The 13,597-nt window shown below is 73.0% G+C and carries 11 protein-coding genes and 1 pseudogene; 9 read left to right on the forward strand and 3 right to left on the reverse strand.

What is annotated here, in order from left to right; genetic code table 11:
- Positions 1-14 precede the first annotated feature (14 nt).
- On the reverse strand, positions 15-1,229 hold the full coding sequence (locus IE212_RS28705; RefSeq protein WP_190200877.1) for a TerD family protein: 1,215 nt from the start codon (positions 1,227-1,229) through the stop codon (positions 15-17).
- 305 nt (positions 1,230-1,534) lie between these two features.
- Here IE212_RS28705 and IE212_RS28710 point away from each other — a divergent pair, with 305 nt between their 5' ends.
- From IE212_RS28710 to IE212_RS28725, 4 genes are all read left to right on the forward strand, one after another.
- Positions 1,535-1,966, forward strand: a complete 432-nt coding sequence (locus tag IE212_RS28710) for a DUF6643 family protein (protein WP_190200878.1) — start codon at positions 1,535-1,537, stop codon at positions 1,964-1,966.
- Between the two features lie 44 nt (positions 1,967-2,010).
- Positions 2,011-2,838, forward strand: coding sequence for an MOSC domain-containing protein (locus tag IE212_RS28715; RefSeq protein ID WP_190200879.1), 828 nt, complete (start codon positions 2,011-2,013; stop codon positions 2,836-2,838).
- A 184-nt stretch (positions 2,839-3,022) separates the two neighbouring features.
- The gene (locus tag IE212_RS28720; protein WP_190200880.1) at positions 3,023-3,628 is read left to right on the forward strand and encodes an Rv1733c family protein; all 606 of its coding nucleotides are present in this window, start codon (positions 3,023-3,025) and stop codon (positions 3,626-3,628) included.
- Positions 3,629-3,856: 228 nt separating this feature from the next.
- Positions 3,857-6,298, forward strand: a complete 2,442-nt coding sequence (locus IE212_RS28725) for a right-handed parallel beta-helix repeat-containing protein (protein WP_190200881.1) — start codon at positions 3,857-3,859, stop codon at positions 6,296-6,298.
- A 5-nt stretch (positions 6,299-6,303) separates the two neighbouring features.
- Here the strand turns inward: IE212_RS28725 and IE212_RS28730 are convergent, their stop codons facing one another.
- Complete coding sequence (locus IE212_RS28730; RefSeq protein WP_190200882.1) at positions 6,304-8,649, reverse strand: hypothetical protein; 2,346 nt, start codon at positions 8,647-8,649, stop codon at positions 6,304-6,306.
- A 288-nt stretch (positions 8,650-8,937) separates the two neighbouring features.
- Here IE212_RS28730 and IE212_RS28735 point away from each other — a divergent pair, with 288 nt between their 5' ends.
- On the forward strand, positions 8,938-9,771 hold the full coding sequence (locus tag IE212_RS28735) for a DeoR/GlpR family DNA-binding transcription regulator (protein ID WP_190200883.1): 834 nt from the start codon (positions 8,938-8,940) through the stop codon (positions 9,769-9,771).
- A gap of 77 nt (positions 9,772-9,848) precedes the next feature.
- Positions 9,849-10,278: pseudogene (locus IE212_RS28740) on the forward strand (SRPBCC family protein); the annotation flags it as partial.
- 31 nt (positions 10,279-10,309) lie between these two features.
- Here IE212_RS28740 and cds1 read toward each other — a convergent pair.
- Positions 10,310-11,434: an L-cysteine desulfhydrase Cds1 gene (gene cds1 / locus IE212_RS28745; RefSeq protein WP_190200884.1), complete on the reverse strand. Its 1,125-nt coding sequence runs from the start codon at positions 11,432-11,434 to the stop codon at positions 10,310-10,312.
- A 353-nt stretch (positions 11,435-11,787) separates the two neighbouring features.
- On the opposite strand from cds1, the gene IE212_RS28750 reads away from it, so the two are divergent.
- From IE212_RS28750 to IE212_RS28760, 3 genes are all read left to right on the forward strand, one after another.
- Positions 11,788-12,111: a hypothetical protein gene (locus tag IE212_RS28750; RefSeq protein WP_190200885.1), complete on the forward strand. Its 324-nt coding sequence runs from the start codon at positions 11,788-11,790 to the stop codon at positions 12,109-12,111.
- Positions 12,112-12,294: 183 nt separating this feature from the next.
- Positions 12,295-12,840 carry an ATP-binding protein gene (locus IE212_RS28755; RefSeq protein WP_190200886.1) on the forward strand — a complete coding sequence of 182 codons (546 nt, stop codon included), beginning with the start codon at positions 12,295-12,297 and terminating at the stop codon, positions 12,838-12,840.
- A gap of 172 nt (positions 12,841-13,012) precedes the next feature.
- The gene (locus IE212_RS28760; RefSeq protein WP_190200887.1) at positions 13,013-13,591 is read left to right on the forward strand and encodes a TetR/AcrR family transcriptional regulator; all 579 of its coding nucleotides are present in this window, start codon (positions 13,013-13,015) and stop codon (positions 13,589-13,591) included.
- Positions 13,592-13,597: the final 6 nt, after the last annotated feature.

Below are 13,597 nucleotides of genomic sequence, written 5' to 3' on the forward strand. Positions count from 1 at the left end.
GCCGCCGGGAGGGGTCATTTGCGGCCGGGGGTCCAGTTCATGCCCCATCCGTAGGCGTGGTCGACGGTCCGCTGCGGGCTCACTCCGCGCTCGGGCACCAGGTAGCGGGCCTCGCGCCGGACGACCAGGTCGCCGCCGGTGTTGGTGATCAGGGCGAGTGCGCACACGGTCGAGGGGACGGTGCACTCGTCGAGGGAGAAGTCGACCGGGGCGCCGTGCTGCGGCTGGAGGGTGACGGTGGCGTTGAGGCCGGCGAAGGAACCGGCGCCCTCGTAGATGGTGACGAAGACGAGGACGCGCCGGAGGGCCTCCTTGTGGTCGAGATTGACGGTGAGGTTCTCACCGGTCGCCGCCGCGCCCGTGCGGTCGTCGCCGTCGAGATGGATGTACGGGGGCCGGTGCAGCGCTCCGAAGGCGTTGCCGAGGGCCTGTACGACGCCCTTGCTGCCGTCGGTGAGTTCGTACAGCGCGCACAGGTCGAGGTCGGGGCCGGCATCCATCGCGGCCGGGCGGCCGGCCTTGCCGCTCCACCCCGAGAACCGCTTGCGTGCCCGCCAGTTGAGGTTCACGCGCAGGACGCCGGAGGTTCCGCCCTGCTTGGTGAGCGACACGGACGGGGCCGCCTTGGTGAGCGTCACCTTGGTGAGGCGGACCGGTGCGGGCGGCGCGGTCACCGGAGCCGGGGCAGGATCCGGGGCCGCGTGCTGCGGCTCGTCCACGGTGATGCCGTAGTCCCTGGCCAGCCCTTCGAGTCCGCTGCTGTACCCCTGTCCGACGGCACGGAACTTCCAGGCGCCCTGGCGGCGGTAGAACTCGCCCAGGACGAACGCGGTTTCCGTGCCGGCGCCCGGGTTGTCGAAGCGGGCCACCGGGGTGTCGCCCCGGGCCGGGTCCCGGAGCTCGATGTACAGCCCCGGGACCTGACCGAACGTGCCGCCGTCGGCGGAGGCGGCGAGGACGACCGTCTCGACCTCGGGCTCCACGCGCGTGAGGTCGACGAGGAGCGTGTCCGCGACCCGGCCGCCGGTGTTCCGCTTGCCCTCGTGCCGGATCGCGCCGGAGGAGTGCGCCGGCTGGTTGTAGAAGACGAAGTCCGCGTCGGAGCGGACCTTTCCGCGGACCAGCAGCAAAGCGGAGGCGTCGGCGTCGGGCACCCCGGGGCCGGTGCGCCAGCCCAATTCCACCCGCAGCGCCGCGGTGGGCACCAAAGTGTTTGAACCTTTCACCATTTGCATGTCCGCCCCCGTTGCGAGGCACCGCGCCGGGCCGGTCCCGGTCGCCCGTCGAGTTACGTCGAGTGCTGCCGCACAACCTATTCCTCCCCGCGGCGAACTCCCATGCGACGGCCTGCGGAAGACGGGGGGCCACCACGGGTAACCCGCCCGGAACTCGGCCTTTACACGATCAGAACCCTGGTCCGCGCCCTTTTTTGCCGAGTTCGCTCGCATTAGGGATCCCGGGTCACGGCGGGAACGGAAAACAACCCTCTTATCGGTCTCCCCAACCAGCACATCGTTGGCTTAACTTATGTGCCATGACCTCCCCCCGCTCCACCTTCGGCGGCGGCTACTACTCCGCCTCCTTCCCGGACACCCCGATCTACGACAAGCTCGTCGCCGAGCGGGGCACCCCGCAGATCGCCCCGATCCGGGTTCCCGCTCAGTACGACACGCCGGGCAGCAGCCTGCCCGCCCTGCCGTCGGCGCTGCCCGCGCTGCCGGCCGCCCCGTCCCAGCCCGCCTACGGTTATCCGCAGACACAGCAGCCCGCCCCGCTCCAGCAGGCGCCCGCGGCGTACATCCCGCAGCAGGCCACCGCGCCGCGCGGCTACCCCGGCCCCCAGCCGCAGCAGCCGCGTCCGGCGGCACCCGGCGCGGGCTACGAGGCGATGCGCCCCGCGGCTGCCCGCCCGGCCCCGGCCTCCCCTCAGGACCCGTACGGCAACCAGCAGTACCGCGGTTACTGAGCCGCCTCCCGGGGGCTGTCGGTGCCGGCTGGCACGATGGCCCCATGGAGAACCCACACCTGCAGTCGATCCACGTTCATCCGGTCAAGGCGCTCCGGGGCCTGGCGCCCCGGGAGGCCGCCGTGGAGCCCTGGGGGCTGGCCGGTGACCGGCGCTGGATGATGATCGACGACGGGGGAAGGGTTCTCACGCAACGCCAGCAGCCGCGCCTCGCGCTCGCCGCCGCCGAGCTCCTGCCGGGTGGCGGCGTCCGGCTGTCCGCGCCCGGTATGGAACCGCTGACGGTGTCCGTGCCCCGGCCGTTCGGCAGGGTGCCGGTGGAGATCTTCCGCGACAAGGTCGAGGCCGTCCCGGCCGAGGACCCGGCCGCGCACGCCTGGTGCAGCGCCTACCTCGGCACCGGCGTACGCCTGGTGCACATGGACGACCCGGCCGTACGCCGGCCCGTCGACCCGGAATACGCGCGGCCCGGCGAGACCGTCTCCTTCGCCGACGGCTATCCGCTGCTGCTCACGACGACAGCCTCGCTCGACGCCCTCAACGCGCTGATCGCACAGGGTGACCACGCGGACGAGGGGCCGTTGCCGATGAACCGCTTCCGCCCGAACGTGGTCGTGGCGGGCACCGACGCGTGGGCCGAGGACGGCTGGTCGCGGCTCACCGTCGGGGAGGTGCCCTTCCGTGTCGCCAAGATCTGCGGCCGGTGTGTGGTGACCACGACCGACCAGAGCTCGGGCGAGCGTGGCCGCGAGCCCCTGCACAGCCTGGCGCAGCACCGGCGGCAGCGCGGAAAGCTGGTCTTCGGGCAGAACCTGGTGCCCCTGTCCGAGGGCACGATCCGGGTCGGGGACCCGGTCAGGATCCTCGGGTAGCTGTAGCCCCGGCCGGAAAGGGGCCGTGACCGAGCGGGAACCACACCGCGGGGCCAGGCGTTGGCGTTGTGTGAGAAGTCCATGAGGGCCGCCGAGGAGAGATGATGTGGCTCTCTCTTCGCCGGGGTTGGCACGTGAGCGCCTCCGTCGGGGGTTATCACGGAGCGGGAAGGGGGTGCGGGCGGTGCGAGCGATCAGGGGGCTCTGGCGCTGGCGGCGCAATCCGCTGTGCCGGGCGACCGATCTGGCCGAGGCCTGGGTGGCGTTGGCCGCCCTGGTGCTGATCCTCCTGGCCGTCCCGCTGGCCGGCTCCCTCGTCGGGAGCGCCGCGCAGGACGCCCTCCAGCGCTCCGTCCGCGAACAGCACCAGGCCCGGCACGAGGTGACGGCCACCGTGGTCCGCAAGCTGGACCGCTCCCCGCTGGACGCCGACCCGGAGACCTCCACGGGCCGGGATGTGCGCAACCGCGTCCTCGCCCACTGGACCGCGCCGGACGGCACCGCGCACCAGGGCGCGGTCCTGGCGAGCCTCAAGGACCCGCGGCAGGGCGACCGGTTCCACATATGGACCGACCGGCACGGCCGGATGGTGGCCCGCCCGCTCGACTCCACGACAGCGTCGACGCACGCGGTCCTCGCCGGCTTCGGCGCGGCCCTCGCGGCCGGAGGTCTCGTCGAGGGCGGCAGGCGGCTGATCGTCTGGCGCATGGTCCGCCGCCGGTACGCCCGTTGGGACCAGGCATGGGACAAGGCCGGCCCGGACTGGGGCAGGACGGGCACCGGCAGCTGAACGGCCTTCCGGCTCTGGTCAACCCACCGCCCGCGCGCACGCTACGGTGGTCCGGCCGAACCGTTCGGCACAACCCGCGCGCGAGCGAGCAGGAGGGACGCGCCGGTGGCGAGCCCGTGTGCGCGCGAGCCCTGAAGGGCCGGGCGCGGTGGTGGCTCCGGCATCGGCGGACGCGTCCCGAGGGCTAACGAGCCATCAGTACGACCGAGGTGGGGGCACAGCTACACCATGGCACAGGGCACGGTCCAGGTGACGCACAGCGGCACGTCGCGGTGGCGGCGCCGCACGGGTGAGTACGCATCGCTCGGTGCCGCCCTGGAGGCCGCGGCCGACGGGGACGTGCTCACCGTCGCCCCCGGCACCTACCGGGAGAACCTCGTCGTGCAGCGCGCGGTGACCCTGCGCGGCCCCGAGGGCTCCCCCGGCTCGGTGCGGATCGCACCCGTGGACGGGGTGCCGCTGACCGTGCGCGCCTCCGCGGTGGTCCAGGACCTGCATGTGGAGGGCCAGGACGCGGCCGCCCCGGCCGTGCTGGTGGAGGAAGGCACCCCGGAGCTGACCAACGTACGCGTCGTCACGCGGTCGGCCGCCGGGATCGAGGTGCGTGGCAGTGCCCGGCCCACGGTCCGGCGCTGCGCGGTCGACAACCCGGCGGGCGTCGGCATCGCCGTACTCGACGGCGCGGGCGGGGTGTTCGAGGAGTGCGAGGTCGTCGCGGCCGGACAGTCGGGTGTGGCGGTACGGGGCGGCGCCCATCCCCGGCTGGAGCGCTGCCGGGTGCACCACGCCTCGGGCTCGGGCCTGTCGGCGACCGGGGAGAACTCGGCACTGGAGGCGGTGGGCTGTGAGGTCTACGAGGTCCGGGGCAGCGGCGTGCAGGTGACGGGCGGGGCCACCGCGCACCTCACGGACTGCGATGTGCACCGCACGACGGCCGACGGTGTCACCCTCGACACGGACGCCGTGCTGACGCTCGCCGACTGCCGCATCCACGACATCCCGGAGAACGCGGTCGACCTGCGGTCCCGCTCCGTTCTCACGCTGACCCGCACCACGGTGCGGCGGTTCGGCCGCAACGGCCTGTCGGTGTGGGACCCGGGCACCCGCGTGGACGCCAACCAGTGCGAGATCTTCGACAGCACGGGTGACTACCCGGCGGTGTGGGTGAGCGACGGAGCCACGGCGGTGCTCGACTCGTGCCGGGTGCACGACGTCCCGGACGCCCTGTTCGTCCTCGACCGCGGCTCGCGCGCGGACGTCGTCGACAGCGACCTGTCGCAGGTGCGCAACACGGCCGTGTCGGTGAGCGACGGCGCGACCGCGCAGCTCGACGACTGCCGGATCAGGGACGCGGCGACGGGCGCCTGGTTCCGTGACCACGGCAGCGGCGGCACGCTCAGCAACTGCACCCTGGCCGGAAACCAGACCGGGGTGATCGTCACCAAGGGCGCCGACCCCGCCGTGGAGCGGTGCACGATCGACTCGCCGGTGGAGGCGGGAGTCTACGTCTCGGCCGGCGGCCGCGGCAGCTTCCAGAACTGCCGGGTGACGGACAGTGGCGGCTACGGCTTCCATGTGATCGACGGCAGCCGGACGACGCTGCGCAAGTGCCGCACGGAGCGGTGCGCGCGGGGCGGTTACGAGTTCGCGGACAGCGGCGCGGACGCGGCGTCCGGGGCGGGCCCCCTGGTCGAGGAGTGCACCAGCGACGAGAGCGCGGAGCTGCGGGCGTCCGCGGCGCGGGAGACAGCCGTGCAGACGGTCAGCCACTCCCCCGGCCTGCTGGGCGCGCTCCCGGGACAGCGCGCCGAACCGGTGCTCCCGCCTCCGGCTCCGGTCGCGGAGCCCGAGCAGCCGGCCCGCACGTCCAAGGACGTGCTCGGTGAACTGGACGCGCTGGTGGGCCTGGAGAGCGTCAAGCGCGAGGTGCGGGCCCTCACCGACATGATCGAGGTCGGCCGGCGCCGGCAGGCGGCGGGCCTGAAGGCGGCGTCGGTCAAGCGGCACCTGGTCTTCACCGGCTCTCCCGGCACCGGCAAGACGACGGTCGCCCGCCTGTACGGCGAGATCCTCGCCTCCCTCGGTGTGCTGGAGAAGGGGCATCTGGTCGAGGTGTCCCGGGTCGACCTGGTCGGCGAGCACATCGGCTCGACCGCGATCCGGACGCAGGAGGCCTTCGAGAAGGCGCGCGGCGGCGTGCTGTTCATCGACGAGGCGTACGCGCTGTCCCCGGAGGACGCCGGGCGCGACTTCGGCAAGGAGGCCATCGACACGCTGGTGAAGCTCATGGAGGACCACCGGGACGCCGTGGTGGTCATCGTCGCGGGCTACACGGCCGAGATGGAGCGCTTCCTGTCGGTCAACCCCGGGGTGGCCTCCCGTTTCTCACGCACCATCACCTTCAGCGACTACGGCCCGGAGGATTTGCTGCGGATCGTGGAACAGCAGGCCGAGGAGCACGAGTACCGGCTGGCACCGGGCGCGGCCGAGGCCCTCGGGGAGTACTTCACAAAGATCCCCAAGGGCCCGGCGTTCGGCAACGGCCGTACCGCGCGGCAGACCTTCGAGGCGATGGTCGAGCGGCACGCGAGCCGGGTCGCCCAGTTCGCCGAGCCGAGCAAGGACGATCTGACGCTGCTCTACGCCGAGGACCTGCCCGAGCTGTCCTGACCCCCCTACGCGGCGGGCGGCTCGGGCTCGTCGCGCGGTGCCGGCAGGTCCGGTCGCAGCCGGGCCAGCAGCTTGTGGCGCTCCTCGGCGAACGACGGGTCGGCCTGGTACTCGGAGTGGCCGAGGATCGGGGCGGGCAGCGGGTGCAGGTCGGTGCGGCCGTACGCCAGAGGGTCCATCAGCGGGCCGTGGTCGACGCCCGGATCGCGGTCGCCGGGCAGGCGTACCGGGCCGCCGATGGGATCGGTGAGCCGGTACAGGTTGCGCCAGCAGTCGACCTCCCGGTGCAGGGAGCCGAGTGCGGCCGGGCCGAAGTGCGCCGGGAACCAGCGGCCGTAGAGGCGTTCCAGCGGCGAGCCGTAGGTCAGCAGCGCGACGCGTCTGCGGGTGGCGGGGGCGAGTTGCCAGGCCGCCGCCGCGGCCAGGACGCTGCCCTGTGAGTGCCCGGAGATGACCAGCCGTCCGCCGGTGACCCGGGTCCAGGTCGCGATCCGCCAGGTCAGGTCGGGTACGGCGCGCTCGGCGTAGCAGGGCGGGGCGAAGGGGTGGGCGGCTCGCGGCCAGAAGGTGCCGACGTCCCAGAGGATGCCGATGGTGCGGCGTGCGGCGGCGTCCTTGTAGGCGCGGCGGCCCCACGTGACGAACAGTATGAAGCCGAGGCCGATCAGCCAGGAGCCGAGTGCCTCGGCGGTCTCCGCGGCGCCGTGGACGACCGGGTAGGCGCCCCGCGCCGCCTCGCCCGGTGTTTCGTCGGTGGTCAGGGCGCCCACGAGGGCCCCGGCTCCCAGCAGCAGGGTCACGCCTGAGGTGACGGCGACGAAACGAGGTCCCCGGTCGGTGAGCGCGGCCATGGCCCGGGCGTAGGCGATGCGGCGGGTGCGGGCGCGGTCCTGGGCCTCGTCCGGGTAGTCGCGGGCCACCGCCTCGCGCTCGGCGCGGGCCAGCTGCCAGGCGCGGTGGGCCAGCCAGCCGGAGAGCACCAGCAGCACCAGGATCAGCGGCGGGATCACGGAGGCCTGCCAGGTCAGCAGGACCGGCGGGCCGTCGATCGACGTGCCGGTGCCGTCCAGCCAGTCGGAGACGCGCTGGGACACGCCGCCGGACATCACTCCGCCGAGGGCGCAGGCCAGCATGGCGACGGCCGGTCCGCCGAGGCCGCGCAGCACGGCCCGCCGGTCGGGGCGGGTGCGGTGCAGGACGTGGGCGACGACGGCCAGGACGGTCACCAGCAGCCCCTGCACGAGGGTGATCGCGCCGAAGGTGGCGTCGCCCGGCAGCCGTCCGGACGACTCCCACCCGGGGCGCTCCCACCCGGCGTACAGCAGCGACAGGGCGAGCAGCACCAGCGCGACGAGCGGCAGGCGTCGTACGACGTGCTCGTCGAGCTCCTTGTCGAGCCGGTGCTCGCTGCGGCCCCGGCGGCACACCACCCAGACCACGGCGACCGCGCAGGCCGCCAAGGCCGCCTCCAGGAGCAGGCCCAGGGTGTCGAGGACGGCGGGGCCGCCGGGCTCGCGGTCGTGGCGGGCGGCGGCGCTGCCGACCGCGGCGGCGACCGTGACCAGCCCGGCGGCGGTGTGCGCGGCGCGCAGCCGGGCGACCAGCCGGCGTCCGTACCAGAAGCCGGGCCGGCCCAGGGCGGTCGGGCCGGCGTCGTCCTCGGGCCCGGGATCGCGGGCGAGCGGCTGCTGGGACTCGTAGTCGCTCCAGGTGCGCCGGGACAGGTACCACAGCAGAACGGTCAGTGCGGTGGGAACGAAGGACGCGAGGGCGAGCCTGCGGCCGGGGCTGCTCCACCAGCCGCCGTCCGAGACGGTGGGAGAGAGGAAGCCCAGCCAGGTGTGGCGCTCCGCGCACGCGCGTGTGCCCGCGCACTGCCAGGCCGCCAGGTCGAGGGCGACCTCGCAGGCCGCCGCGACGAGCAGCACCGTGAGGCTGAGCCCCGCGAGCCGCACCAGGAGGCCGTACAGGCGCACGGTCCGGCGACGGCCCCGGGCGGCGGGACGCATCCAGTGGGCGAGATTGACGACCATGAACGGCAGCAGCAGCAGCCACAGGGCGCGGGTGCCGTTGCCGGAGGTGAGGTTGCACCAGACGTAGGCCTCGGGCACCGGTCCGTCACGGCGGTGGGCGCCGGGGTTGGTCTCCGCGTCGACGTCGTCGGCGCGCCGGAAGACGGCCGCGATGTTGTCGCCGGTGATCCGCACCGTGCGCGGATCGTCGAGCATCTCCTGCGGCGTGGTACCGCCCACGCCGTGGACCAGCAGTTCCAGGGCGGTCCCGGTGTCCCCGGGCCGCGCGGCGGGTCTTTCCGGCCCGCCGGTCGACGCATGTTCCCGCGTACGTTCCACTCTTCGCACTTCCCCCGTGACACGCCGTCGGCTCTGTCCGTGCGGGCACAGGATCTCCACTTCCGGGGTGGTGCACACCTCCTGTCACGGAATCTTCCCGATCCGTGACCTGGCGGAGCCACGGGTGCGTCACGGGTGGCATGTGCGCGACGAGCGACCCGTGGCGCCGCAGGCTCCGCGACATGCGAGGATGGGGCGTCCGCGCACCGGAGCCCGGGGAGAATGTCCTATAAGGGGCGGGTGTGCAGGGCGTGTCGGACGGCATTGGGCGAAAGGACCGGAGCGTACGTGAGCGAGAATCAGAACCTCCTCGCGGAGCAGCGGCGATCCCTGATCCTCGACGAGGTCCGCCGCCGGGGCGGAGTCCGGGTCAACGAGCTGACCCGCAAGCTCGGCGTGTCGGACATGACGGTCCGCCGCGACCTCGACGCGCTCGCCCGGCAGGGCGTGCTGGAGAAGGTGCACGGCGGCGCGGTCCCGGTGGTCGAGGCGAGTACGCACGAACCGGGGTTCGAGGCCAAGTCGGGCCTGGAGCTGACCGCCAAGGAGGACATCGCACGGGCCGCGGCCAAGCTGGTCGCCCCGGGGGCGGCGATCGCCCTGTCGGGCGGTACGACGACGTTCGCGCTGGCGCAGCAGTTGCTGGACGTGCCGGACCTGACGGTGGTCACCAACTCGGTGCGGGTGGCCGACGTCTTCCACGCGGCGCAGCGCACCTCGGGCCCACGCCAGGGCGCGGCCACGGTCGTACTGACCGGCGGTGTGCGCACGCCCTCCGACTCGCTGGTGGGGCCCGTGGCCGACCAGGCGATCGCGGCGCTCCACTTCGACCTGCTGTTCCTCGGTGTGCACGGCATATCGGTCGAGGCCGGCCTGTCGACGCCGAACCTCGCGGAGGCGGAGACGAACCGGCGGCTCGTGCAGTCGGCCCGGCGGGTGGTGGTGGTCGCCGACCACACCAAGTGGGGCAAGGTGGGCCTGAGTTCGTTCGCGTCGCTGGAGCGGATCGACACGCTCGTGACGGACGCCGGTCTGCCGGACGAGGCGCGCGGGGTGGTCACGGAACACCTGCGGCGGCTGGTGGTGGCCGGAGAGCCCGAGGACGAGGGTACGGACATCTGACGGGCTGCCAGCCAGGGTGACGCCGCCGGGCAACCGCCGCTTCCTCACCGAGGGGGGCTCCGTCCAGGGCTCACCGTCTGCGCCCGGTGGGACTCGGCTTCACCGAGGCAGCGCCCGTACGGCACGTCTTCGCGCTGGATCTCCGCTCCGGTGGAGGCGGTCTTCCGCGCCCTGCTGGACGTACCGGGCTGGTGGCCGAGGCCCTTGCGACGGCGACCGGAGGGAGCGCTGTGTCCGGCTCCTCGGGGCGCCCGGTTCCGTGAGTCGATCATCGCGGCCGAGGAGCCCGGGGTGTAGGCCTGTCGCGCCGATCTCACCGACGTGCCCGGGGTGCGGGCGATCGTCGAGGAGTGGCGGCTCGAGCCGGCGGGCGACGGCACCCGGGTGCGGTGGACGTTCGCGACCGACGGGACGCCGGCGTACCGGCTGTTCATGAAGCCGGTCCGGACCGCCCAGGCCCACGCGTTCCGGGACGTCGTCACGGCGCTGGACCGGCGGCTGACGTCGCCGTGGCATCCGCCGGGCCGGTGGGCCCGCCTCAGTCGGCCCAGACGCCCGTTTCCAGCAGCGAGTCGATCGCGGCCGTGTACGGCGCGATGTCCAGGCCCTGGGCGGCCAGCCAGGTGTCCGAGTAGTACTTGTCGAGGTACCGGTCCCCCGGGTCGCACAGCAGGGTCACGACGCTCCCCCGCCGGCCCTCGGACACCATCTCCGCCACGATCTTCAGCGCGCTCCACAGGCCGGTGCCCGTCGAGCCGCCCGCCTTGCGGCCGATGGCGCGCTCCAGGGCCCGTACGGCGGCGACGCTGGCCGCGTCGGGCACCTTCATCATCCGGTCGATCGCGCCGGGCACGAAGCTCGGTTCCATACGGGGGCGGCCGATGCCCTCGATGCGGGAGCCGCAGTCGCAGGTGACGTCCGGATCGCCGGTGGTCCAGCCCTCGAAGAAGCACGAGTTCTCGGGGTCGGCGACGCAGACGCGGGTGTCGTACTGCATGTAGTGGACGTAGCGCGCGAGGGTCGCGGAGGTGCCGCCGGTGCCCGCCGTGGCGACGATCCACGCCGGCTCGGGGAACCGCTCCAGGCGCAGCTGCCGGAAGATGGACTCGGCGATGTTGTTGTTGCCGCGCCAGTCGGTGGCCCGTTCGGCGTAGGTGAACTGGTCCATGTAGTGGCCGCCGGTCTCTGCCGCGAGACGGGCGGACTCCTCGTACATCGTGCGGGGGTCGTCCACGAAGTGGCACCGGCCGGAGTGGAACTCGATGAGGCGGATCTTCTCGGCGCTCGTCGTGCGCGGCATCACGGCGATGAAGGGAACGCCGATGAGCTTCGCGAAGTACGCCTCCGAGACCGCCGTCGAACCACTGGAGGCCTCGATCACCGGTCTGCCCGGCCGGATCCAGCCGTTGCACAGGCCGTAGAGGAAGAGCGAGCGAGCCAGGCGGTGCTTGAGGCTGCCGGTGGGATGCGTCGACTCGTCCTTCAGGTACAGGTCGATGCCCCACCGCTCGGGCAGGGGGAACTGAAGCAGGTGCGTGTCGGCCGAGCGGTTGGCGTCGGCCTGTACCCTGCGGACGGCTTCTTTCAGCCACGCACGGTAAGCGGCATCGCTGTGGTCGACGTCGACGGTCACGCCGGTCCGGGTCTGCTGGGGAGTGCTCACGACGGGCTCCTAACGCTGCGCGCCGACGACGGGTCGCGCGGCCGGCACCCCGATCATAGACACCTTGCGCACGCTCCTCACCTGCATAAACGCACCTTTGAGCCCCCCAAAGCGCCCCCTGGGGCAGGACCCGGTGCAAGGGGGCGCGCGCCGCCGGGGGGCACACTTGGGTGTGTGCTCCGGGCGCCCCCCGGAGAGGGGGTCGCTTGCACTGGCGCTCGAGAAGGAGTGGGGGGCAGACTGCATCGCGGGAGTCAGGCACCGGACGGGCACACTGGTTCACGACATGAGTCTGCGCCGGGTACCGCACCGGACGCGACCGGTGCACCGACACGCACGAGGGGGCGGGTGACATGGCGGAGCCGGAGTTCAGAGCCACGGGTGTGCGCATCGGGAAGCGGCTGCGTTCGCTCACCCGGGCCGGGCAGGTCCGGATCAGCGACGGCCGGCTCGAGCTGCTGACCAGCTACGGCAGTGAGATCGACAGCGCGCCGGTGCAGGCCGTGCGTGCCTCCAGGCCCTGGTTCGGGCCGGACGACCGGGCCACGGCGGATCTCAACGGCAAGCGGTACCAGCTCACCCTGGGCGAACAGGACCCCGCTCCGGGCGAGCCGGGGCCGCCCGCCGCACGGCGCTTCATCGAAGCCGTGCGCCGAGCGGCGGGGCGTGGCCACTGAGATGTCCGCGAGTTGCGGTACTCCGGCCCCTGCCCCACTCTGGTCTCACGTAACTCTGGGTTTACCGGCGATAACGCTGCGAACCAGCCCGCCGGCCACGACAGCGGGCGGCAGCGTCAGGAAAGCGCCCTGCTGGATCCGAACTCCGTGTTCTTCCGGACCTCACGTCGGGGAGTCGCAGCCGTGATCAGCTACCCAAGCAGGCACTGCACGGTGGAGCTCCAAGCCCTGCCGTCGCGGATCGGCCAGGTCCGCAGAATCGTATCTGCGCAGTTGCGCTACTGGCATCTGGATGCCCTGATCGACCGGGCCTCGCTCGGCGTGACGGAGCTGTTGTCCAACGTCCACCGGCACGCCCAGCCCGACAAGACGTGCACCGTGGAGATAGAGCTGCTGCTCGACCGGCTCAGGGTCTCGGTGCGCGACCACGACCCCCGGATGCCCGTGCTGGAGGACCCCCGGCACATCGCGCCGCTGGCGACCTGCGGGCGCGGGCTGGCGATGGTGGCCGCCATGAGCGAGAGCTGGGGCGTCCGGCCGGACGGCGAGTCGGGTGGCAAGGTCGTGTGGTTCACTCTGCCGGCCTCCGCCCCCACGCCGGCGGCACCGTCGCGACGGACCCGGCGCGCGGCCCAGGAGAAGCCCGCGCGCAGGTTCGCGGAGGTCGCGCACGCCACCGAGGGACTGCGGCCCGAACACACTCCCGCCCGGTCGGCCGTTGCCGGTTGACCGGGCGGTGACCACCCTTCCCGTCCGGGGAGTGCCGCCGCAACGTACGCCACCGGGTGCCGTCGACCCGGGGCGCCCGCCCACACGACCGCCGGGGCGCGCCGGGAACCGGCGCGCCCCTTGACGTCCTCACCGCACGCCGATCCCCGTCTCGACTTCTGTAACTACTAGTATGTACAGTGAGGGCATGAGTACTTCGGAACGGCTGATCGAGTCCACTCGCGAGCTGCTGTGGGAGCGCGGCTACGTGGGCACGAGCCCCAAGGCGATCCTGGAGCGGGCGGACGCCGGGCAGGGCAGTATGTATCACCACTTCAAGGGCAAGCCCGATCTCGCGCTGGCCGCGATCCGGCGGACGGCACAGGAGATGCGGGCCGGCGCCGCGGCGGTACTCGACGGCCCCGGCACGCCCTACGAACGGGTCGAGGCGTATCTGCGGCGGGAGCGGGACGTGCTGCGGGGCTGCCCGATCGGCCGGCTGACCATGGACCCGGACGTGATCGCCAGCGACGAGCTGCGCGCACCGGTCGACGAGACGCTCGACTGGCTCCGTGGGCGGCTCGCGGGAATCGTCGAGGAGGGCAGGGAGCAGGGGCTGTTCGCCCCCTCGCTGAACGGCGAGGAGATCGCGTCCGCGATCGTCGCGACCGTCCAGGGCGGTTACGTCCTCGCCCGCGCCTCCGGCTCGCCGGAGGCGTTCGACGCCGGAGTGCGGGGCCTGCTGTCCCTCTTGGCACCCCGACCCGCCTGAGGAGGC

Origin of the sequence: Streptomyces djakartensis (genome assembly GCF_014651075.1) — a bacterium.
GTDB lineage: Bacteria > Actinomycetota > Actinomycetes > Streptomycetales > Streptomycetaceae > Streptomyces > Streptomyces djakartensis.

Excerpts from the sequence above, each read along its gene's own strand:
- IE212_RS28705 (WP_190200877.1), bottom strand. The coding sequence starts at position 1,229 with ATGGTGAAAGGTTCAAACACTTTGGTGCCCACCGCGGCGCTGCGGGTG.
- IE212_RS28710 (WP_190200878.1), top strand. The coding sequence starts at position 1,535 with ATGACCTCCCCCCGCTCCACCTTCGGCGGCGGCTACTACTCCGCCTCC.
- IE212_RS28715 (WP_190200879.1), top strand. The coding sequence starts at position 2,011 with ATGGAGAACCCACACCTGCAGTCGATCCACGTTCATCCGGTCAAGGCG.
- IE212_RS28725 (WP_190200881.1), top strand. The coding sequence starts at position 3,857 with ATGGCACAGGGCACGGTCCAGGTGACGCACAGCGGCACGTCGCGGTGG.
- IE212_RS28750 (WP_190200885.1), top strand. The coding sequence starts at position 11,788 with ATGGCGGAGCCGGAGTTCAGAGCCACGGGTGTGCGCATCGGGAAGCGG.
- IE212_RS28760 (WP_190200887.1), top strand. The coding sequence starts at position 13,013 with ATGTACAGTGAGGGCATGAGTACTTCGGAACGGCTGATCGAGTCCACT.